The organism is Streptomyces sp. NPDC058457 (assembly GCF_042720695.1).
Lineage (GTDB): Bacteria > Actinomycetota > Actinomycetes > Streptomycetales > Streptomycetaceae > Streptomyces.
This window is the reverse complement of record NZ_JBHXLU010000009.1, coordinates 92,951-113,674: the sequence shown is the minus strand read 5'-3', so window position 1 is coordinate 113,674 and position 20,724 is coordinate 92,951. Positions and strand designations below refer to the sequence as shown.

17 protein-coding genes, 1 pseudogene and 1 riboswitch are annotated in these 20,724 nt (G+C 72.1%); of the genes and pseudogenes, 8 read left to right on the top strand and 10 right to left on the bottom strand.

What is annotated here, in order from left to right:
• Positions 1 to 35: 35 nt before the first annotated feature.
• Together ACFWPS_RS10575 and ACFWPS_RS10570 are read left to right on the top strand one after the other, a co-directional pair.
• Positions 36 to 1,472, top strand: a complete 1,437-nt coding sequence (locus ACFWPS_RS10575) for a PLP-dependent aminotransferase family protein (protein ID WP_383703203.1) — start codon at positions 36 to 38, stop codon at positions 1,470 to 1,472.
• 64 nt (positions 1,473 to 1,536) lie between these two features.
• Positions 1,537 to 2,025, top strand: a complete 489-nt coding sequence (locus ACFWPS_RS10570; protein WP_383703200.1) for a carboxymuconolactone decarboxylase family protein — start codon at positions 1,537 to 1,539, stop codon at positions 2,023 to 2,025.
• A 115-nt stretch (positions 2,026 to 2,140) separates the two neighbouring features.
• Here the strand turns inward: ACFWPS_RS10570 and ACFWPS_RS10565 are convergent, their stop codons facing one another.
• From ACFWPS_RS10565 to ACFWPS_RS10540, 6 genes are read right to left on the bottom strand one after another with little or no spacing between them, the layout of a single operon-like run.
• The gene (locus ACFWPS_RS10565) at positions 2,141 to 2,941 is read right to left on the bottom strand and encodes an aminotransferase class IV (protein WP_383703197.1); all 801 of its coding nucleotides are present in this window, start codon (positions 2,939 to 2,941) and stop codon (positions 2,141 to 2,143) included.
• 29 nt (positions 2,942 to 2,970) lie between these two features.
• A complete protein-coding gene (locus ACFWPS_RS10560) occupies positions 2,971 to 4,149 on the bottom strand; it encodes an FAD-dependent monooxygenase (protein ID WP_383703194.1) in 1,179 nt (392 codons plus the stop codon).
• Positions 4,146 to 5,705, bottom strand: coding sequence for a class I adenylate-forming enzyme family protein (locus ACFWPS_RS10555; RefSeq protein WP_383703191.1), 1,560 nt, complete (start codon positions 5,703 to 5,705; stop codon positions 4,146 to 4,148). The genes ACFWPS_RS10560 and ACFWPS_RS10555 overlap by 4 nt, the downstream gene beginning before the upstream one ends.
• Before the next feature lie 38 nt (positions 5,706 to 5,743).
• Complete coding sequence (locus tag ACFWPS_RS10550; protein ID WP_383703188.1) at positions 5,744 to 7,252, bottom strand: AMP-binding protein; 1,509 nt, start codon at positions 7,250 to 7,252, stop codon at positions 5,744 to 5,746.
• Positions 7,249 to 9,441, bottom strand: coding sequence for an aminodeoxychorismate synthase component I (pabB, locus tag ACFWPS_RS10545; protein ID WP_383703186.1), 2,193 nt, complete (start codon positions 9,439 to 9,441; stop codon positions 7,249 to 7,251). Before pabB ends, ACFWPS_RS10550 begins: the two co-directional genes overlap by 4 nt.
• A gap of 30 nt (positions 9,442 to 9,471) precedes the next feature.
• Positions 9,472 to 10,059 carry a hypothetical protein gene (locus tag ACFWPS_RS10540; RefSeq protein ID WP_383703184.1) on the bottom strand — a complete coding sequence of 196 codons (588 nt, stop codon included), beginning with the start codon at positions 10,057 to 10,059 and terminating at the stop codon, positions 9,472 to 9,474.
• A 272-nt stretch (positions 10,060 to 10,331) separates the two neighbouring features.
• Between ACFWPS_RS10540 and ACFWPS_RS10535 the strand changes: the two genes are divergently transcribed.
• Complete coding sequence (locus ACFWPS_RS10535; RefSeq protein ID WP_383703182.1) at positions 10,332 to 11,057, top strand: DUF3050 domain-containing protein; 726 nt, start codon at positions 10,332 to 10,334, stop codon at positions 11,055 to 11,057.
• A gap of 69 nt (positions 11,058 to 11,126) precedes the next feature.
• Here the strand turns inward: ACFWPS_RS10535 and ACFWPS_RS10530 are convergent, their stop codons facing one another.
• On the bottom strand, positions 11,127 to 11,996 hold the full coding sequence (locus ACFWPS_RS10530; RefSeq protein WP_383703180.1) for an alpha/beta fold hydrolase: 870 nt from the start codon (positions 11,994 to 11,996) through the stop codon (positions 11,127 to 11,129).
• Positions 11,997 to 12,137: 141 nt separating this feature from the next.
• Between ACFWPS_RS10530 and ACFWPS_RS10525 the strand changes: the two genes are divergently transcribed.
• Positions 12,138 to 12,665 (top strand): CGNR zinc finger domain-containing protein, encoded by a 528-nt coding sequence (locus tag ACFWPS_RS10525; RefSeq protein WP_383703178.1) that lies wholly within the window; start codon positions 12,138 to 12,140, stop codon positions 12,663 to 12,665.
• A gap of 30 nt (positions 12,666 to 12,695) precedes the next feature.
• Here ACFWPS_RS10525 and ACFWPS_RS10520 read toward each other — a convergent pair whose 3' ends face one another.
• Both ACFWPS_RS10520 and ACFWPS_RS10515 read right to left on the bottom strand, forming a co-directional pair.
• Positions 12,696 to 13,523 carry a DMT family transporter gene (locus ACFWPS_RS10520; protein ID WP_383703343.1) on the bottom strand — a complete coding sequence of 276 codons (828 nt, stop codon included), beginning with the start codon at positions 13,521 to 13,523 and terminating at the stop codon, positions 12,696 to 12,698.
• A 187-nt stretch (positions 13,524 to 13,710) separates the two neighbouring features.
• A pseudogene (locus ACFWPS_RS10515) lies at positions 13,711 to 14,649 on the bottom strand (hydrolase); the annotation flags it as partial.
• A gap of 317 nt (positions 14,650 to 14,966) precedes the next feature.
• Between ACFWPS_RS10515 and ACFWPS_RS10510 the strand changes: the two are divergent.
• Positions 14,967 to 15,311, top strand: a complete 345-nt coding sequence (locus ACFWPS_RS10510; RefSeq protein WP_383703176.1) for a hypothetical protein — start codon at positions 14,967 to 14,969, stop codon at positions 15,309 to 15,311.
• 7 nt (positions 15,312 to 15,318) lie between these two features.
• Entirely contained in the window at positions 15,319 to 16,533 is a 1,215-nt protein-coding gene (locus tag ACFWPS_RS10505; RefSeq protein ID WP_383703174.1) for a glutathionylspermidine synthase family protein, read from the top strand.
• Between the two features lie 65 nt (positions 16,534 to 16,598).
• On the opposite strand, the gene rocD is transcribed toward ACFWPS_RS10505, so the two are convergent.
• On the bottom strand, positions 16,599 to 17,804 hold the full coding sequence (gene rocD / locus ACFWPS_RS10500) for an ornithine--oxo-acid transaminase (RefSeq protein ID WP_383703172.1): 1,206 nt from the start codon (positions 17,802 to 17,804) through the stop codon (positions 16,599 to 16,601).
• A gap of 104 nt (positions 17,805 to 17,908) precedes the next feature.
• Positions 17,909 to 17,999: riboswitch (ZMP/ZTP riboswitch) on the top strand.
• 32 nt (positions 18,000 to 18,031) lie between these two features.
• Between rocD and ACFWPS_RS10495 the strand changes: the two genes are divergently transcribed.
• On the top strand, positions 18,032 to 19,486 hold the full coding sequence (locus ACFWPS_RS10495; RefSeq protein ID WP_383703170.1) for a glycine hydroxymethyltransferase: 1,455 nt from the start codon (positions 18,032 to 18,034) through the stop codon (positions 19,484 to 19,486).
• A gap of 142 nt (positions 19,487 to 19,628) precedes the next feature.
• Complete coding sequence (gene trpS / locus ACFWPS_RS10490; protein WP_383703168.1) at positions 19,629 to 20,642, top strand: tryptophan--tRNA ligase; 1,014 nt, start codon at positions 19,629 to 19,631, stop codon at positions 20,640 to 20,642.
• Positions 20,643 to 20,724: the final 82 nt, after the last annotated feature.

Here is a 20,724-nt window from a genome sequence, read left to right as displayed (position 1 = left end):
AGGAGCCAGGCAGCCCAGGGGTATGGTCCATTTCCATGGAGAGAACGTGGGCCACTCGCGCCGGCCGGGCCACTCTGGGCATCGACCTCCACCTGGAACCGGCCACCGGTCCGGGCCTGCGCCGGGGCCTGACCGACGCCCTGCGCGAGGCCGTCCGCAGCGGCCGGCTGCTCCCCGGCACCCGGCTGCCCTCCTCCCGCTCGCTCGCCGCCGACCTGGCCATCGCCCGCAACACCGTCGCCGACGCCTACGCCGACCTGGTCGCCGAGGGCTGGCTCACCGCCCGGCAGGGCTCCGGCACCCGGGTCGCGACGGGCGTGGTGCCGGTGCGGCAGGCGGAGACCCCCGCGGGTACGTCCGCCCACCGGCCCGCCTACGACCTGCGCGCCGGCTTCCCCGACGTCTCCGCCTTCCCGCGCACCGAGTGGCTCAGGGCGGCCCGCCGCGCCCTCACCGCCGCTCCCAACGAGGCCTTCGGCTACGGCGATCCACGCGGCCGCGCCGAACTGCGCACCGCGCTCGCCGCCTACCTCGCCCGCGCCCGGGGTGTCCGCGCCGAACCCGAACGCATCGTGATCTGCGCCGGGTTCGCGCACGGCCTGAGCCTGCTCGGCCGGCTGCTGCGGGCCCGCGGGGCGGACACGGTCGCCGTGGAGTCGTACGGCCTCGACGAGCACTGGCAGTCGCTGACGGCGGCCGGCCTCCGCCAGGTACCGCTGCCCTTCGACGAACTCGGCACGGACACCCGGGAGCTGGCCCCCGGACCGGCCGCCGTACTGCTGACGCCCTCCCACCAGTTCCCGATGGGCGCGCCGCTGCACCACGACCGGCGGGCGGCCGTCGTGGACTGGGCGCGGCGCACCGGCGGCCTGGTCCTGGAGGACGACTACGACGGCGAGTTCCGCTACGACCGCCGGCCCGTCGGCGCCCTCCAGGGCCTCGCCCCCGACGAGGTGGTCTACCTGGGCACGGCCAGCAAGTCCCTGGCGCCGGGGCTGCGGCTGGCCTGGATGGTGCTGCCGCCGGCCGTGGCCCGGGAGGTGACGGCAATCAAGGGCGGCGTGGACACCTGCGGGGCGCTGGACCAGCTGACGCTGGCCGAGTTCATCGTCTCCGGTGCCTACGACCGCCACGTCCGCGCGGCCCGCTCCCGCTACCGGCGGCGCCGGGACGCCCTCGTCCGGGCCCTCGCCGAGCGCGCCCCGGCGATCCGGGTCACCGGCATCGCGGCGGGCCTGCACGTCCTGCTGCGGCTGCCGCCCGGCACCCAGCGCCGGGTGATCCGGGCCGCCGGGTCCCGCGGCCTCGCCCTCGACGGCCTCACCCCGCGCCACCGCCACCCCGACGCGGGTACCGCACCCCTGGACGCCCTCGTCCTCGGCTACGGCACCCCGCCCGACCACGCCTGGTCGGGGGCGCTGGACATCCTGTGCGCGGTGCTGTCCGACCCGACAGTGACCGGCGTCGCCTGAATTCCCCGGCAGCGGCCCGCGTAATCGCCCCCGTAATTCAATTTCGGAGGCTAGAGTCTCCTCCATGAGCAATGGTGATCAGATTTCCCGTGTCGCCCTCAAGAAAATCACTCCGGATGTCTCCTCGGCGATGGGTTCCCTGCATGCCGCCGCCGTCACCGCGGCGCAGGACGCCAAGGTCGAACCGGAAATCCTCGAACTGGTCAGAATACGCGCCTCCCAGCTGAACGGCTGCGCGTTCTGCCTCGACATGCACACGAAGGACGCTCGCGCGCAGGGCGAGACCGAGCAGCGGATCTACGCCCTGAACGCGTGGCGGGAGACGCCCTTCTTCACCGAACGGGAGCGTGCCGCACTGGCGTTGACCGAGGCGGTCACCCTTGTCGCCGACGGTCACGTACCGGACGACGTCTACGCGGAGGCCGCCGGGGTCTTCGACGAGGCGCAGGTCGCGGCGCTCGTGTGGGCGGCGACCGTCATCAACGCGTACAACCGGATCGCCATTGCGACGCGGATGATGCCGGGGGGTTATCAGCCCAAGCAGGCCGAATAGAAACAGGTTGATATCCGGCTCGGTGAGATATTACCGGGCCGGATTTATCTTGCGATTCAGAGGTCGTGTTGTGGCTGCGGGCGGGTGGGGGCTGGTCGCGCAGTTCCCCGCGCCCCTAAAGGGGCGCCATAGGCGCCGGCAATGGCTCCATCGCCTTGTCCAGCCACTCCCGCCACTCCGGTGCCCGTACCGCCACACCGGCCTCGGCCGGTCCTCCCACCCAGCGGGTCACCGGTCTGATCCCGTGCAGGGCGTTCACCAGCCACACCTCCCGGTCCGCCAGTTCGGCCAGGGTCCGTTCCCGGTGGGCGACGCGGATGCCGGAGCGTTCGGCGCGCTCCTGGATCAGGGCGAGGGTCACCCCGGGCAGTACCGGCAGCCGGGGCGGCGGCAGGCACAGCGTGTCGTCCTCCCACCAGAGCACGCTCGTGGTGGCCGCCTCAAGGACCACCCCGGTCGGCCCCACCAGCACCGCCTCCTGGGCCCCCGCCTCGACCGCCCGGGCGCGCAGCCGGGCCAGGGTGTCCAGGTCGGGTCCCTTGCGGCGGGGCACGGCACGGGGATCCGGCTGGCCGACCGCCCAGACCTCGACGGCGGAGCCGAGCGGCGGCGCGTGCCGCAGCCGCAGCCGCACGTGGTGGGGCGTGAGTTCGACGCGGGGGAACCACGCGCCGGTGCGGGGCAGCGCGGCCGTCATGTCCCGCCAGAACTCCACCAGCCGGTACGCCGGCGGCCCGTCGCACTCGCCGCAGGACCGCACGAAGCGCTCCCGGTGCCGGTCCAGGCCGCGCACCCTGCCGTCCCGCACCAGCCATGAGTCCGCGACCAGCAGCGGTTCGTCCGCGTCCGCGACGGGCCGCAGCCCGGCACGCGGCGACCACGTCAGCAGGCCTTCGGCCAGGGCCGGTCGTGTCATGACTCCTCCTTACTCCTTCTCCGCCGCGCTCAGTATTTCCGGCCCGCCAGCGCCGGTGCCCCGCCGCGCGGCCCGTACGGCGCGTGCTCCAGCCAGGATCCGCAGGACGGCAGGACCGGCGCCAGCGCTGCGGCCGCGCGCTGCCGCAGCCGGACGATCCGGCGCCGGGGCCGCAGATGGTCCAGGGCGGCCCCGGCCGCCTCGCTGTTGAAGAGCGCGGCGGCCCGCCGTACCGCCGCGAAGTCCGCCACCGTGCCGTTCGCGATCGCCTCCGCCGCGGCCGCCGCGTCGGCGATCCCGCTGTTCATGCCCCGCGCCCCGAACGGCGGGAAGAGGTGCGCGGCCTCCCCGACGAGCAGCACGCGCCGGTGCGGGTCGGTGAAGGAGGCCGCGACCTTGCGCAGGAAGCGGTACGTCGACACCCACAGGATCCGGTCCGCGTATTCCTCGTGTCCCTCGCCCACCACCGCGGGCAGCCAGCGGCGGACGGCCTCCTCGGTGCCGTACTCCTCCGCCCGGTCGTCGGCGTGGCACTGGAGGTCCACCTGGAAGCCCCCGGTGAACGGCACCCGCAGCACGGTGCGGCCGCCGACGCCCGGATGCTCGTAGTGGAAGACCCGTTCGAGGGGCAGCTCGGCGCCCGGCCGGTCCGCCACGTCGACGACCACGTGGAAGCCCTCGCCGTGCGTGCCCTCCATGGGGATGCCGAGCCCGGCCCGGACAGCGGAGCGGGCGCCGTCCGCCGCGATCACGTGCCCGCACGTCAGCTCCCGGCCGTCCGCGCAGCTCAGCGAGGCGCCCGAGGCGGTGGTACGGACGCCGATCACGCGCGCGTTCCACACGAACTCCACGCCCGCCGCCGCGCAGGCGTCCCGCAGGAAGCGTTCGGTGTCCACCTGGCGCAGGCTGGTGAAGGGCGGCCGGCCGGACGCGGGCGGGAAGGTGCGGGAGTACACCTCCCGCCCCCGGTACAGGGTGCGTCTGGTGTGCCAGGTCCGGCCGTACGAGCTGATCTCGTCGGCGAGTCCCGGCCGCATGGCGTCGAGCAGCGCGAGGGTCTCCCGGTGCACGAACAGGGCCCGGCTGCCCGGCCGTTCGCGGTCCTCGGGATCCGCCTCAAGGAGCATGGCCTGCAGTCCGTGCGCCCGGAGCGCCAGCGCCGCGGACAGGCCCACCGGACCGGCGCCGACCACGACGACCGGGGTCACGCGCGGACACCCGCCGCCAGCATCCGGGTGATCTCGACCCGCTTCACCTTCCAGGTCGCCGTCATCGGCAGCTCCTCGAACCGCCACTGCCTCGGCTCCGCCATCGCGGGCAGGTCGGCGGTCGCCTGCCGCCAGCGCTCCGGGTCCAGCGGCCGTTCCCCGCGCACGCACACCACCGGGACCGGCTCCCGGTCCGCACCCGGCACGATGACCACCTCACGCAGCTCCTCCAGCCGGTCCATGAGGGTGTCCTCGACCTCCAGGTTGCTGTGCACGGAGTCGATCCGGTCGATCTCCCGGTCGATCAGGTACAGCGCGCCCAGCCGGTTCCGGTACCCCATGTCGCCCATCTGCCACCACTCGCCGTCCAGCTGTCGCTCGTACTGGTCGCGGGCGCCGAGGTAGGTGAGGATCCGGCCCCGGGTGCGGGCCTCGATCCGGCCGGGCGTGCCGGGCGCGGCGGGCAGGCCGTCGGGGCCGGTGACGCGGACGCGGGTGAAGCCCGGGATCCCGATGCCGACCCGCCGCCCGTCCGCGCGGGCCACGCTCCGGCGCGTGAACCACTGGAAGGCGACGGGACCGGTCTCGCTCTGCCCGTACAGCTGGAGCAGCCAGGGCGTACGGCGCCGGGAGGCGTCCAGGAGCCGTCGTACCGTCCGCGGATGGATGGCGTCGAACGTCGAGCCGTAGGACTTCACCCGGGACAGCGGGGCGCCGGGTGCGTCGGCCAGTTCCTCCCAGAGCACGAAGGTGTTGGGGTGGGTCTCCACGATGCCCGGGCGGTGCCGGGCCAGCATCGGGCCGACCTTCGCCGGGTCGGGGTCGGTGATCAGCAGCAGCGGGCTGCCGTAGTGCAGCAGGACGCCGAGCAGGTGGTAGAAGCGGGAGTGCACGAAGGACATGTGCAGGGCCGCGACCTCGCCGCGGGTGGGCCAGCCCATCGCCTGCTGCGGGACGAGGCGGTTCCACATGGTCTGCGGGCAGTGCACGGCGAGTTTGGGGACGCCGGTGGTGCCGGAGCTGTGGGTGATCAGGGCGGGTTCGCGCGGGTGCAGCCGGATCGCGGGCGGGACCTCGGCGCCGGCGTGCTCGGTCAGGGACACCATGCCGGGCACGCTGTCGACGGTGAGGGTCTGCCGGACCAGGCCCCTGACGTCCAGGCCGGCCAGTTTCGCCGCGTCCGTGACCAGCCACGGCTGCTGGAGCCGGGCGAGCAGCTTGCCGACCACCTCGCCGGCCAGCGCGGGGGAGAGCAGTACGGGCACCGCACCGATCCGGGATACGGCACAGGTCAGCAGCACGATGTCGACGTTGTCGGTCTTGTGTACGACGACCTGCTCGGCGGGCCGTACCCCGGCCGCCCACAGCCGCGCCGACAACTCCTCGACCGCGTCGGCCAGTTCCGCATAGCTGAGGTGGACGCCGAGGTCCGGGTGGGTCTCCAGGGGCCGGTCCAGGGTGACGAACACCCCGCCGTGCCGCTCGGCCGCCCGCCGGAACAGCGGGCCGAGGTAGAACCCGCGGTCGCCGACGAGGGACACCTGCGATTCCTGCATGGGGACGTTCCTTTCGGTCGGGTCGGTCGGGGCCGGGGTCACCACGCGCCCCGGCGGACCAGATGGCGGCGGAGCTTCCCGGTAGGGGTGCGGGGCAGGGAGGGCAGGAGGCTGACGCTGCGCGGGACCTTGAAGGCCGCCAGGTGCTCCCGGGCCAGCGCCAGCAGCTCCTCCTGGAGCCCGGCCGGCGCCGGGGTGGCGGTGGGGACGACGAAGGCCCGCAGTCGTCCGGTGCCGGTCGCGTCCGGGACCGCGGCGACGGCGACCTCCCGTACCGCCGGGTGGGTGCGCAGGACGGCCTCCACCTCCAGCGGGGAGACGGTGATCCCGCCGACCATCTCCAGGTCGTCGGTGCGGCCCAGGTGCCGGTAGGCGCCGTCGGGTTCGCGGACCGCCCGGTCGTGGGTGGCCAGCCAGCCGCCGACCAGGGTGCGCGCGGTCTCCTCGGGCCGGTTGAGGTAGCCGGTCGTCACCGTCGGCCCGCGCACCCACAGCTCGCCCTCGGCGCCGTCCGGCACCGGCCGCCCGTCGCGGTCGCGCAGCTCCACCTCGAAGCCGGGAACGGGACGGCCGACGGTGCCCGGGTGGTCGTGGTCCAGGCTGTTGGCGCAGAAGGCGTGCCCGGCCTCGGTGGAGCCGATCTGTTCAAGGACCGGGGCGCCCAGCAGCTCGCCGACCCGCTCCCCGAGCCCGTCCGGCAGCCCCTCGCCCGCCGACACGGCGGCCCGTACCGAGGCGAAGCACGCCCGGTGCCCGGTGCCCCGGTCGGCGACCAGCGCCGCGTACGCGGACGGCACCGAGTACAGCAGGGTCACCCGGTGCCGGGCGACCAGCTCGTCCACAGCGGCGGGCGCCGGGCGCCGGTCCACCAGGACCGCGCTCGACCCCGAGAACAGCGGGAAGACGAAGGCGTTCCCGAAGCCGTACGCGAAGTACAGCTTGGAGACGGACAGGGTGACGTCGTCCGGGGTGATGCCGAGCAGCTGCCGCCCGATGAGGTCGTGGTACGCGGCCGGGTGGGCGTGGGTGTGGACGACGCCCTTGGGGCGGCCGGTGGTGCCGGACGTGTACTGGACGTACAGCGGGCTGTCCGCGTCGACCGGGTGCGCGGGCGCCGGTTCGGCGGCGGGGGCGAGCGCGAGCAGATCGTCGGCGCCGAGGCGGGCCCGCCCGGTGAAGCGGTCCTCCAGGCCCGGTCCCGTCAGGCAGAGCACCGCCTCCGTGTCGGCGGCCATGAACGCGTGGTCGGCGGCGGGCAGTTCGGGGTTGACCAGGACGGCCACGGCACCGAGCCGGGCGACCGCGAGGAAGGCCACCACCCAGGCGATCGAGTCCGGCAGCGCGAGCACCACCCGGTCGCCGGGGGCCACCTCCTGCGCGGCGAGCACGGTGGCGGCCCGCGCCCCGAGGTCGTGCACCTCACCGTGGGTCCAGGCGCGATGGCCCTGGTGGAAGGCGGGACGGCCGTGCCAGCCGTGCCGCCCGGAGAGGTCGGCGACACGGGAGGCGAGGTTGGCGGTGGCGGTGAGGGCGGGTGCCTGGGTCATCGGGCGGCCTCCTCCACGGTCTCCGCCGCGGCCGGTGCCGTGTGCCCCCGCAGCGCCCGCATCTGCGCGGCCGTCTTCAGCAGCATCTCGTCGTACTCGGCGGCCGGGTCGGAGTCCAGGACGATCGCCCCGCCCGCGCCCAGCTGCATCCGGCCGTCCGCGATCACGGCCGTACGGATGACGATGTTCAGGTCCGCGCCGCCGCTGCACCCGAGGTAGCCGAGCGCCCCCGAGTACACGCCCCTGGCCTCGGTCTCCAGCGAGTCGATGATCTCCATCGTGCGCAGCTTCGGGGCGCCCGTCATCGACCCGCCCGGGAAGCAGGCGCGCACGCAGTCCACGGCGTCCGTCCCGGCCCGCAGCCGTCCGGTCACGGTGGAGACCAGCTGGTGCACGGTCGCGTACGACTCGGTGGCCATGAGCTGCGGGACCCGGACGGTTCCGGTACGGCAGACCTTGCCCAGGTCGTTGCGGAGCAGGTCGACGATCATCAGGTTCTCGGCACGGGTCTTGGCGTCCGTCGCCAGCGCGTCCCGCAGCCGGTCGTCCTCGAACGGCGTGGCCCCGCGCGGCGCGGTCCCCTTGACGGGCCTGGCCTCGGCCACCCCGTCCCGGGTGATCCGCAGGAACCGCTCCGGCGAGGAACCGGCCACGTCCAGCTCGCCGAAGCGCAGGAAGGCCGCGTACGGCGCCGGGTTGACGCGGCGCAGCTCCCGGTAGAAGGCGTACGGGTCGGGCGGGGCGGGCAGCCGGGCCGCGTCGGTCAGGCAGACCTCGTAGCTGGTGCCGGCCCGCAGCTCCCGCTGGCAGGCCTCGATGTCGGCGAGGTAGGCCGCCCGGTCGCGCACCAGCCACGGCTCGGCGGCCTCCAGGTCAGGCTCCCCGGCGGCGGGCGGGGCCGGCCGGGGCGCGTCCGGCGCCAGGAAGCTGAGCTGGGCCAGGGTGTCCGCCAGCCACTCGGTGGCCGCTCGCGCGGCCTGCGGGGTGTCCTCCGCCAGGCAGACCGCGTAGGTGACGTCCTCCTCGTGGTCCACTGCGATCAGCCGGTCCGCGAACAGCCAGCAGGCGTCCGGGGTTTCGGCGCGGTGCCGGTTCGGGGAGCCGCAGTCGGCCTTGGTCTCGTAGCCGAAGTAGCCGACATAGCCGCCGGTGAAGTCGAAGGGCAGCCCGTCCGCGTCCACCCGGCGGCTGCTCAACTGCCGTTTCAGATAGTCGAAGACGCTCGCGGACACCTTGCGCGCCGGCCGTCCGGCCCGCTCGACCACACACCGTCCGGCCGTGACGTCGTACCGCACGAACTCGGCGAGCGGGCCGCTGTCGTCGCCCAGGAAGGAGAACCGCGCGCGGCCCTCCTCGATGAGCGAGCTGTCCAGCCAGAACGTGCGGGGCGACGCGGCGAAGAGGCGGCCGAAGGCGGCCTCCGTGTCGACGGCGCCGGCGACCTGGCGGGTGTGCAGGCGGTACGCGGGCACGTCGCCGTGGCGGGGCCGGGGGATGGCCGCGCCCGCTGTGCCCGTCGCGCCCGCTGTGCCCGTCGCTCTCGTCGTGGGCCTCGGCCGGGGGATCGCCGCCTCGGTCGGCGGGACGGCGGTGTTCTTGGTGCGTGCCCGGCGGGCGCGGCGGGCGGTCAGGTTGCGGAAGTTCACCAGCATGCGGTGGCCGTACTCGGTGAGCACCGACTCCGGGTGGAACTGCACGCCCCACAGCGGCCGTTCGCGGTGCCGCAGCCCCATCAGGACACCGTCCTCGGCCCAGGCGGTGGCCTCCAGGGCGGCGGGCAGCGGCTCGTGCACCGCGAGGGAGTGGTAGCGGACGGCGGTGAAGTCCTGGGTCAGCCCCTCGAAGAGGTCCCGCCCGTCGTGCCGCACCCTGGTCAGGTGCCCGTGTCTCGGCTGCGGGGCGGGCGCCACCCGGGCCCGCTCCCCGAGCGCGATGCCCTGGTGGCCCAGGCACACCCCGAGGACGGGGACCGTGGCCGCGGCGATCATCCGGGCGCTGATGCCGAAGTCACGGCCGTCGCCCGGATGCCCCGGCCCCGGAGACACCACCACGTTGTCGAACCCCGCGAGAGCGGGCGGCGCCGGCTCGTCATTGCGGATCACCACCGGTTCCTCGCCGTTGACCTCGGCGATCAACTGGAACAGGTTGTAGGTGTACGAGTCGTAATTGTCGATGAGCAGGGTCTTCACCCGCCCACCTCCCTCGGGTCGTTCCCGGGCCTATGCGGCCCGTCGTTTGTGCCGCCCGCGCAGCGCTTGGAGCGGGGGATACAGCCATTTCTTGAAGAAACGCTGAAGTCGCGGCATGAGAATCCACGTGACAAGCGCTGTCACGCAGAGGCAGAGCACCAGGGTGCGAATGAGCGGATTGACGCCGCCGAGATAGGGCAGCACCACCAGATTGAACAGCAGTACCGGCGGAAACACCGCGCTCATGTTGATGAACCACAGTTTCCATTTCGCCGGCGGGGTCGGCGGCGGCGGTGCGGGCGGCGGCCCGGTCAGCGAGTCGAACCACGCCTTCGACCCCCGTACGCTACGGCGCCCGGTGGGCCGGGCGATGCCGTCCGCGCGGATCTCCCACTCTCCGCGGTCTGGGGAGTTCTCCCAGGCCAGCGCTGAGTCTTCGGTGGCGAAGCGATACACGACATGCCATTCCGCCTCCTGGTCGACTAGGACGCCGCCACCGAGGAACCCCGGCCGGCGGGCGCTCGCGCCCAGCATGGCCCACCCCCACGAGTGGAAGTCGGCCTCGCGACCCGGCATCACGTGATAGGCCACGGTGACGGTGACGGGATTACTGGTCACGGTGTCCTTTACGGAATCGACACAAGCCGCGTTCAAAGATTCAACGAGTTTTTTTGCTGTCCGGATCGTAACTCTTTATAGCGCTTTCTGTGAGCTTGCTGTGGTCTGCCGCCGACTACTTCGGGTAACTCCTCCGTAATTCCGGAAAGTGCTTGCCGGGTCGGCCGTGAAAGTTGCACGATCGCCGTCTCAGAACGAAGGAGGACGCCATGTCGAGGTACGTCTGGAATTTGACCGAAGAGGGTCGACAGGCAATCGATCAGGCGCGTTCCGTGATCGAACCGGCGCGAAAAGAAGTGACCGCGCACCCGCTTTACCAGCGGATATCCGACCGGGAGAACCTGGCCGTCTTCATGGCCCACCACGTGTTCGCGGTCTGGGACTTCATGTCCCTGCTCAAGTCGCTCCAGCGCGAGCTGACCTGCGTCGACGTCCCCTGGGTGCCCCGCGGCTCCGCGGTGGCCCGCCGGCTCATCAACGACATCGTGCTGGTCGAGGAGAGCGACGCCCTGAACGAGGGCTTCACCAGCCACTTCGAGCTGTACCGCGCGGCCATGACCGAGGCGGCGGCCGACACCGCCCCCGTCGACACCTTCGTCGCGCTCCTCGCCGAGGGGCACGACGTGCCGGCGGCCCTGCGGGTGGCCCGGGTCCCCGCCCCGGCGGCCGGGTTCGTGCGTACGACCTTCGGCATCATCGCCGACCGCCCGCTGCACTGCCGGGCCGCCGCCTTCGCCTTCTCCCGCGAGGACCTGATCCCGGACATGTTCGACCAGGTCATCAAGGAGGAGGGCACCGACCGATTCCCGCTCTTCCGGGACTACCTCGCCCGCCACATCGAGGTCGACGGCGAGGAGCACACCCCCATGGCCCTCCAGATGGTCGCCGACCTGTGCGGCACCGACGACCGGCGCTGGCACGAGGCCGCCGAGACCGTCCTCCTCGCCCTGGAGGCCAGGTCCCGGCTGTGGGACGGGATCCTGACGGCGATGGGGTGAGCGCGGGTGGGCCCGGGGCACCCCCGCTGGCGGCTACAGCACCGAGTCTCTCCGACCCGGCAAGTCCCATTAGGCGAGGGTGCGGCCGAGGAAGTCCCGGATGTGTCCGGTGATGACGCCCAGGTGGCTCTCCAGGGCGAAGTGGCCGGTGTCGAGGAGGTGGATCTCGGCGTCGGGCAGGTCCTGGCGGAACGCCTCCGCGCCCTCGGGGCCGAAGATCCCGTCGCCCGCGCCCCAGACCGCCAGCAGCGGGACCTGTGAGTCGCGGAAGTACTGATGGACCCGCGGGTAGAGGTCCACGTTGGTGGGGTAGTCGCGGAAGAGCCTGAGCTGGATCTCGTCGTTGCCCGGGCGGTCAAGGAGCGCCTGGTCGTGGACCCAGTTGTCGGGGCTGACCAGGGTCGGGTCGGCGACCCCGTTGAGGTACTGCCAACGGGTGCTCTCGACGGTCAGCGCACCCCGCATCGGCGCCTCCGTCTCCGGCCCCGGGTTCGTGGCGTAGGCGAAGACGGCGGCCCAGAACGGCTTGACGAACCCCTCCTCGTAGGCGTTGCCGTTCTGCGTGATGATCGCGCTGACGCGGTCCGGCGCCCGGAGGGCGAGCCGCCAGCCGATGGGGGCGCCGTAGTCCTGCACGTACATCGCGAACCGGTCGACGCCCAGCTGCCGGAGCAGGCCGGAGGTGACGTCGGTGAGGGCGTCGAAGGTGTAGGGGAAGTCCCGCAGGCCGGGCATCGCGGACTGGCCGAACCCGATGTGGTCGGGGGCGATCACGTGATAGCGGTCGGCGAGCGCCGGGACGAGGCCGCGGAACATGTGCGAGCTGGTCGGGAAGCCGTGCAGGAGGACGACCACGGGGGCCTTCGGGTCGCCGGCCTCCCGGTAGAAGACCTCGAGGCCGTCGACGGTGGCGGTGCGGTGGTGGACTGCGAGTTCCATCTTCCTAACCCTTCTGTCGATCCTGAGCGGTTATATATCCAGTCGAGCACGCCACATCTAACCTGTCAAGTCGAGTAAAGAGGTTAGGTGTGAGACTGCTCGTGTAACCTGTCAAATGAATCGATACGGTTAGGAGGAGTGGTGGTGGCCGACAGTGAACAGCCGGACCGGCAGGAGGCGTTGCTGCTGGCGCTCCTCAACAGCACGCCGGTGGTCAACGGCGTCGCCGAGGACCGGCTGGCGGACCCGGAGGAGGCCCGGTCCTGGCAGCGGGCGCACGGCGGCAGCGGAACCGCGGCCGAGCTCCGCGCTCTCGTGGCCGCTCGCGACGCCCTTCAGGAGGTGGTGCGCGGCAGCCGGCCGGCCACTTCGCTGGCACCGCTCCTGAAAGACGTCGTCTCCCGCCCGCGACTCTCCCCCACGGGGGTCTCATGGCAGCTGGACGCACCCGCGGAACGCCGGATGGCGGCGGAGGCGATCATGGCGTGGAGCGCGGTGCAGCAGACGATGCCCGGCCGGCTGCGGCCGTGCGCCAACCCGGAGTGCCGGCTGTTCCTCGTCGACCGCAGCAGGACCAACAAGGCCCGCTGGTGTTCGATGGCCGTGTGCGGCAACCGCATGAAGGCGAGGCGCCACTATCAGCGCACCCGTGACGCCGTGGCCGACTGACACCCCGGCGGCCCGGACGCGGCTCGCCGCTCACCCCTCCTCGGCCGTGACCGGCGCCTCCCCGAACCGGCCCAGCGCCAGCGCCCCCGCCACGGCCACCGCGAAACCGAGCACCGCGAGCCAGGCCAGCCCTTCCCGCGTGCGGTCCCCGAGCCACACCACCCCCACCGCCGCCGGGCCGATCGTCTCGCCGATGACCATGCCGGCCGTCGCCGTGGTCACCGAGCCCCGCTGGAGGGCCGAGGTCAGCAGCATGAAGGCGCCGCCGCCCCCGATCAGCAGCGCATAGGTCGCGGGGTTGGTGAGCAGCCCGGCCGGCCGCAGGGTGTCGATCAGCCGCACCGACACCTCCACCACCCCGAACCCGAACCCCGCCCCGAGGCCGAGGGCCAGCGCCCGCCCCTTCCCGGTCAGCCGTCCGCCGGCCAGGCCGAGGAGCAGTACCCCCACGGCCGTCCCCAGCATCACCCACTTCAGCGTCATGGTCCCGGCCCGGTCCCCCTCCGGCCCCGACGCCAGCCCCAGCATCGCGAGCCCCGCGCACACCACCCCCACCGCGGCCCACTCCACCCCGCTCAGCCGCACCCGCAGCAGCCGCGCCGCGACCACCGCCGTCACGGCGAGGCTCGACGCCAGGGCCGCGCTCACCGCGTAGATGGGGAGCGACCGCAGCGCGAGGATCTGGAACACGAACCCGAGCCCGTCCAGCCCGAGGCCGACGACATACCGCCACTGCCGCACGGCCCGCAGCAGCAGCGCGGCCTCCCCGCCGGCGCCGTCACCGGCCGCGCGCGCGGCCATCGCCTGCAGGACCGTCGCCGTACCGAAGCAGATCGCGGCCGCGAGGGCGCACACCATTCCAAAGAGCACAAAGGGACTGTAGGGGAGGGGAGCATGCGGTGATCGGGAGAAGAGCAGGAAGCGGGCCCGGGGCACCCCCGGACCCGCTCCTTCCCCTTGTGTCCCGTGGCTCAGGGTCCCTTGGACTCCTTGGACTCCTTGGACTCCTTGGTTCCCTTGGCTCCCTCGGGTCTCTTGGCCGTCAGCTCGCGCCGGCCAGCCAGGCGGTGGCGTTGAGAGCGAGGGCCGCGTTGGTGGCGCCGCTGTCGTTCCAGCCGTCGTACAGCGTGTTGCCGGACTGGCCGGTGCCGTCGTCGATCGGGGAGCTGTCGCCCCAGAACGCGACCCGGCCGCTGCCGAACGTCGACGTCAGGAAGAAGGCGCCGGTGTTCCCGGAGTAGCCGCTGCGGTACACCAGGCCCTTGACGGCGGAGTTGTCGGAGGGCTTGAGCGTCGCCGTCGTCCCGTTGGCGATCAGGCTCTTGGTGACGGTCCCGAAGCCGCCGTGCAGCACCGCGTTGCTGCTGTCGCTGATGGCGGCCGGGTATCCGGAGCTGATGTTCAGCGAGTCGATGGAGAACCCGAACGGGTCGGTCGAGTCCACGCTGTTGTTGGTCATCAGGTCGTTGAGGATCTCGACCGCGTCGTAGCCGTCGCTGTTGCGGTCGGCCCCGGTGTGGTCGGAGATCATGAACAGCCCGCCGCCGGCCTTCACGAAGTTCATGATCGCGGTCTTCTCGGCGGTCGTGAACTTGGTGTTGGGCTCCGGCAGCACGAGCGCGTTGAACTTCGACAGGTCGGTGGCCGACGAACCCCCGTACGTGAGGGCACTCGTCGCGGTCTTCAGGCTGTAGCTGCCGGTCTTCTGCAGGGCGATGCCCCACGACGACAGCGCGCCCGTCCAGTCCTTGTCGGAGGACGGGGAGGAGTCCTGGGAGAGCGGGTCGGGCTTGCTGGTGGAGATGATCCAGTCCGCGTTGCCGGCCTCCTCGGCGTGGCCGTCGTCGAACAGGACCTTGTAGGTGGTGGCCGCGTGGGCGGGGGTCGCGGCACTGGTGGCCTGGACGGCGGCACCGGCGGTGAGCAGGCCGAGCACGGCCAGGGCCGTGGTGAGTTTGCGGCGCGGGATGGCGAAGCCGGGCATCTGTCATTCCTCCATCGGTGGGGGGGTGCGAGAGGGATGGCGGTGCGGGTGGTGCGTCACGAGTCGTTCTGCGCGCGTAGAGAGAAGTGCGGTTCTGCCGGGCAGGACTTGTTCTGCGCGCGTAGAGTCCGAAGTTGATCGTTCACCTGGGGACAGCTGGACGGTACCCGCGGGACGCGGTGCGCCGACAGGACCCCGGTGACTTCACATGATTTTCTTACCTGGACATGACAAGTCGAGGTCGGGCCTCCGGCAGTGGCTCGAAACCGCTCGTCTAGGCTGTCGCCGGACATCGCGCCGCACGGGGGAGCACGAACATGGCAGACGCACGCCGGCAACTGCGCTCGGGCACGGTCGTCCTCGGCGGTGTGGGCCTGCTGGCCACCGCCCTGACGGCCTGCTCCTCGGACCCCGACAAGCGCTGCGTCGACCGCGACAGCTACACCGCGGCCAAGGGCTACCAGGTCGTCTCCGACAAGAACTGCGCCTCCGCCAAGTCCGCCGTCGACGCGGACTACTACTACGGCGGCAGGAAGAAGGGCGGCTGGGTCAGCGGCGGCTCCTTCACCAAGCCGCGCAGCGGTTCGGGCGGTTCTTCCGGTGGCGGCCACAGCGTCAAGCGGGGCGGCTTCGGCAGCGGCCACGGCAGCTCCGGCGGCTGACCGCGCCGTGGAACGCCGTACCACCGAACCCCGCCCCGGCTGGCAGAGGACCGTCGAGGAGCAGGGGCTGATCTACCCCCTCACCCGCCACCCCGACGGCGAGCTGCGCCCCTACTGGGACGAGAGCGCCTACTACGTCTTCACCCTCGACGAGGTGGAGACGCTGGAGGAGGCCGTCGAGGAACTGCACGCCATGTGCCTCGTGGCGGCCGACCACATCGTGGCGAAGGATCGTTTCGCCGAACTCGGTGTCACCGACCCCCGGGTGGCCGCCGCCGTGACCGAGTCCTGGCACCGCCGCACCGAACTCCCCTCCCTCTACGGCCGCTTCGACCTCCGCTACGACGGCAGGGGCCCGGCGAAGCTCCTGGAGTACAACGCCGACACCCCCACCTCCCTGGTGGAGGCCGCGTCGGCGCAGTGGTTCTGGATGGCGGACCGCTTCCCGGGCGCCGACCAGTGGAACAGCCTGCACGAACGCCTGGTCGCCGGCTGGCGGAGGCAGGCCCGCCTCCTGCCGCCCGGCGCCCCGCTCCACTTCGCCCACTCCTGCGCCGACGAACTCGGCGAGGACCTGATGACGGTCGCCTACCTCAAGGAGACGGCGGAACAGGCGGGCCTCACCACCGACTGGATCTCCATGGAGGAGATCGGCTGGGACACCCTCTCCGGCCGCTTCGTCGACAACCGGCTCCGCTTCATCCGCAGCTGCTTCAAGCTCTACCCCTGGGAGTGGCTCACCACCGACCCCTTCGCCGGCCACGTCCTCGACACCCTGGACAACGGCGGCGGCACGGGCGCCACGATGTGGATCGAGCCGGCCTGGAAGATGCTGCTCAGCAACAAGGCCCTGCTGGCGATCCTCTGGGAGCTGTACCCCGGCCACCCGAACCTGCTCCCGGCGTACGTCGACGGACCGAGAGAGCTCGCGACCGGACGCGGGTACGTCAGCAAGCCGCTGCTGGGGCGGGAGGGCGCGGGCGTGCAGGTGCATGCACCGGGCGCGGAGCCCGTCGTCAACGAAGTAATGCCGTCAGGCACACGCGAAGAGCCCTGCTGCTACCAGGAGTTGGCCCCGCTCCCCGACTTCGACGGCAACCGTGTGGTGCTGGGCGCCTGGGTGGTGGGGGAGGAGGCGGCGGGCCTCGGCCTACGTGAGTCGGAGGGCCTGGTGACGGACGACTACGCCCGCTTCCTGCCGCACGTGATTCTGCCGACTTAGGGGCGCGGGGAACTGCGCGACAAGCCCCCACCGGCCCGCAGCCGAGTACGCACCGGTCCGCCCCCCTACGCGCTCAGCACCCCCCACAGCTGCTCCACCCCCCACTCCAGATCCTCCTCCTCGACCACCAGCGGCGGAGCGATCCGCACCGTCGCCCCGTGCGTGTCCTTCACCAGTACCCCCCGCTCCAGCAACCGTTCCGAGACCGCCCGCCCCGATCCCACCCCCGGATCGACATCCACCCCGGCCCACAGCCCCCGCCCCCGCACGGCCGTCACCCGCCCGCTGCCCGCGATCTCCGCCAGCCGCCGGTGCAGCAGCTCCCCCAGCTCGGCCGCCCGCTCCTGGAACTCCCCGGTCCGCAGCATCGCGATCACCTCCAGTGCCACCGCACAGGCCAGCGGATTCCCCCCGAAGGTCGACCCGTGCTCCCCGGGCCGGAACACCCCGAGCACGTCCGCGCTCGCCACCACCGCCGACACCGGCAGCACCCCGCCCCCGAGCGCCTTCCCGAGCACGTACACATCCGGTACGACCCCCTCGTGCTCGCACGCGAACGTCCGCCCGGTCCGACCCAGCCCCGACTGGATCTCGTCGGCGACGAACAGCACGTTCCGCTCCCGGGTCAGCTCCCGCACCCCGGCCAGATAGCCCTCCGGGGGCACGATGACCCCCGACTCGCCCTGGATCGGCTCCAGCAGCACCGCGACGGTGTTCTCGGTCACCGCGGCCCGCATGGCGGTCAGGTCCCCGTACGGCACGATCTCGAAGCCGGGCGTGTACGGCCCGAAGTCCGCCCGCGCCTCCGGATCCGTGGAGAAGCTGATCACGGTCGTCGTACGCCCGTGGAAGTTCCCGCCCGCCACCACGACCTTCGCCATCTCCGCGGGGACGCCCTTGACCCGGTACCCCCACTTCCGGGCGGTCTTCACCGCCGTCTCCACGGCCTCCACCCCCGTGTTCATCGGCAGCACCATCTCCATCCCGCACAGCTCGGCCAGCTGGGTGCAGAACGCGGCGAACCGGTCGTGGTGGAAGGCCCGGGACGTCAGCGTCACCCGCTCCAGCTGCGCCTTCGCCGCCGCGACCAGGCGGGGGTGGCCGTGCCCGAAGTTCAGCGCCGAGTAGCCGGCCAGGAAGTCCAGGTACCGGCGTCCCTCGACGTCCGTCATCCAGGCGCCGTCGGCCGTCGCGATCACCACCGGCAGCGGGTGGTAGTTGTGCGCGCTGTGCGCGTCGGCGGCGGCGATGAGGGCTTCCGTAGTGGTCACGGCGACTCCAGGGAACGCGGTCGGACTGTCCCCTTTCCTACCCTCTGCCCCTGCCCGACTGGTGGACGCCACGGCCCTTGGGCCCGGCGTGCCCGGTAATGTGATCCGCGGGCCGTGACTGGCGCGCTGGGATGGGACCGACCATCGGGGAGCGGCCCGCGTCGTGACCGAGTGCCGTGCGCCTGGGCCGAACCGTGAATGCCGAACGCCATGTCCGGAGGTCCCGAATGTCTGACCCGTCTGCGCCCCTGTCCACCGAGTCCAAGGCCTACCGCGCCGCCCTCGACGTCATCCGCGCGGTCGAGCCGCGCGTCGCGGACGCCATCGGCCAGGAGGTCGCCGACCAGCGCGAGATGCTCAAGCTGATCGCCTCCGAGAACTACGCCTCGCCGGCGACCCTGCTCGCGATGGGCAACTGGTTCAGCGACAAGTACGCCGAGGGCACCGTCGGCCGCCGCTTCTACGCCGGCTGCCGCAACGTGGACACGGTAGAGGCGCTCGCCGCCGAGCACGCCCGCGAGCTGTTCGGCGCGCGGCACGCCTACGTCCAGCCGCACTCCGGCATCGACGCCAACCTGGTCGCCTTCTGGGCCGTCCTCGCCGACCGCGTCGAGGTCCCCTTCCTGGCGAAGACCGGCGCCCGCCAGGTCAACGACCTCTCCGAGGCCGACTGGGCCGAGCTGCGCCAGGCCTTCGGCAACCAGCGGATGCTCGGCATGTCCCTGGACGCCGGCGGCCACCTCACCCACGGCTTCCGCCCCAACATCTCCGGCAAGATGTTCGACCAGCGCTCCTACGGCACCGACCCGGCCACCGGCCTGATCGACTACGACGCGCTGCGCGCCCAGGCCCGCGACTTCAAGCCGCTGATCATCGTCGCCGGCTACTCCGCGTACCCCCGTCTGGTGAACTTCCGGATCATGCGGGAGATCGCCGACGAGGTCGGCGCGACCCTCATGGTCGACATGGCGCACTTCGCCGGTCTGGTCGCCGGCAAGGTCCTGACCGGCGACTTCGACCCGGTCCCGCACGCCCAGATCGTGACCACGACCACCCACAAGTCGCTGCGCGGCCCGCGCGGCGGCATGGTCCTGTGCGACGACTCCCTCAAGGACCAGGTCGACCGCGGCTGCCCGATGGTCCTCGGCGGCCCGCTCCCGCACGTCATGGCCGCCAAGGCCGTAGCCCTCGCCGAGGCCCGGCAGCCCGCCTTCCAGGACTACGCCCAGCGCATCGTCGACAACTCGCGCGCGCTGGCCGAGGGCCTGCTGCGCCGGGGCGCCACGCTGGTCACCGGCGGCACGGACAACCACCTCAACCTGATCGACGTCGAGACGTCGTACGGCCTCACCGGCCGCCAGGCCGAGACGGCCCTGCTCGACTCCGGCATCGTCACCAACCGCAACGCGATCCCCGCCGACCCGAACGGTGCCTGGTACACCTCCGGCATCCGCATCGGCACCCCGGCGCTCACCACGCGCGGCCTGGGCACCGCCGAGATGGACGAGGTCGCGGGCCTGATCGACCGCGTCCTGACGGCGACCGAACCGGGCACGACGAAGTCGGGCGCGCCGAGCAAGGCCTCGCACGTCCTGGACGAGAAGGTGTCGACGGAGATCGCCCAGCGCGCGACGGACCTGGTGGCCGGGTTCCCGCTGTACCCGGAGATCGACCTCGGCTGATCGACGCCGTAAGGGGCAGCGCCCCGTCAGGGGCGCGGGGAACTGCGCGAGCAACCACATGCGACCCGCAGTCCCCCGCGCTCCGAAACCACCCCCCACCGCCGGGCCATTCCCGCCCTCCTCCTCTGAGAGAATGGTGAACATGGCCTCTGACCGACCCCGCGTGCTCTCCGGCATCCAGCCCACCGCCGGCTCGTTCCACCTGGGCAACTACCTCGGCGCCGTCCGCCAGTGGGTAGCCCTCCAGGAGTCCCACGACGCCTTCTACATGGTCGTGGACCTGCACGCGATCACGGTCCCGCAGGACCCCGCCGACCTGCGCGCCAACACCCGCCTCGCCGCCGCCCAGCTGCTCGCGGCCGGCCTGGACCCGGACCGCTGCACCCTCTTCGTGCAGAGCCACGTCCCCGAGCACGCCCAGCTCGCCTGGGTCATGAACTGCCTCACCGGCTTCGGCGAGGCCAGCCGGATGACCCAGTTCAAGGACAAGGCCGCCAAGCAGGGCACGGACCGCGCGAGCGTCGGCCTGTTCACGTACCCGATCCTCCAGGTCGCCGACATCCTGCTCTACCAGGCCAACGAGGTCCCCGTCGGCGAGGACCAGCGCCAGCACGTCGAGCTCACCCGCGACCTCGCCGAGCGTTTCAACGGCCGGTTCGGCGCGACCTTCACCATCCCGAAGCCGTACATCCTCAAGGAGACGGCGAAGATCTACGACCTCCAGGACCCGTCGATCAAGATGAGCAAGTCGGCGTCCACGCCGAAGGGCCTCATCAACCTCCTCGACGACCCGAAGGCGACCGCGAAGAAGGTCAAGAGCGCGGTCACCGACACGGAGACCGTGATCCGCTACGACGCCGAGAACAAGCCGGGCGTCTCCAACCTCCTCACCATCCACTCCACCCTCACCGGCAAGTCGATCGCCGAGCTGGAGCAGGAGTACGAGGGCAAGATGTACGGCGCCCTCAAGACCGACCTCGCCGACATCATGGTCGAGTTCGTCACCCCGTTCCGGGAGCGCACCCAGCAGTACCTGGACGACTCGGAGACCCTCGACTCGATCCTGGCCAAGGGCGCGGAGAAGGCCCGTGCCGTCGCGGCCGAGACCCTGGCCCAGGCCTACGACAGGGTCGGTTTCCTGCCCGCCAAGCACTGAGCGAAGCGAAGCGCTGCACATCACTTCGGCCACGGCTGCCCGGGAGGCGGCCGTGGCCGTACAGTCGATAGCCGGACGGCCG

What these genes read in the sequence shown, in the direction of transcription:
- ACFWPS_RS10520 (WP_383703343.1), bottom strand. Translation starts at nt 13,523, where the DNA reads ATGGTGTGCGCCCTCGCGGCCGCGATCTGCTTCGGTACGGCGACGGTC.
- trpS (WP_383703168.1), top strand. Translation starts at nt 19,629, where the DNA reads ATGGCCTCTGACCGACCCCGCGTGCTCTCCGGCATCCAGCCCACCGCC.
- ACFWPS_RS10510 (WP_383703176.1), top strand. Translation starts at nt 14,967, where the DNA reads ATGGCAGACGCACGCCGGCAACTGCGCTCGGGCACGGTCGTCCTCGGC.
- ACFWPS_RS10575 (WP_383703203.1), top strand. Translation starts at nt 36, where the DNA reads ATGGAGAGAACGTGGGCCACTCGCGCCGGCCGGGCCACTCTGGGCATC.
- ACFWPS_RS10555 (WP_383703191.1), bottom strand. Translation starts at nt 5,705, where the DNA reads ATGCAGGAATCGCAGGTGTCCCTCGTCGGCGACCGCGGGTTCTACCTC.
- ACFWPS_RS10530 (WP_383703180.1), bottom strand. Translation starts at nt 11,996, where the DNA reads ATGGAACTCGCAGTCCACCACCGCACCGCCACCGTCGACGGCCTCGAG.
- ACFWPS_RS10570 (WP_383703200.1), top strand. Translation starts at nt 1,537, where the DNA reads ATGAGCAATGGTGATCAGATTTCCCGTGTCGCCCTCAAGAAAATCACT.
- ACFWPS_RS10550 (WP_383703188.1), bottom strand. Translation starts at nt 7,252, where the DNA reads ATGACCCAGGCACCCGCCCTCACCGCCACCGCCAACCTCGCCTCCCGT.
- ACFWPS_RS10565 (WP_383703197.1), bottom strand. Translation starts at nt 2,941, where the DNA reads ATGACACGACCGGCCCTGGCCGAAGGCCTGCTGACGTGGTCGCCGCGT.
- ACFWPS_RS10495 (WP_383703170.1), top strand. Translation starts at nt 18,032, where the DNA reads ATGTCTGACCCGTCTGCGCCCCTGTCCACCGAGTCCAAGGCCTACCGC.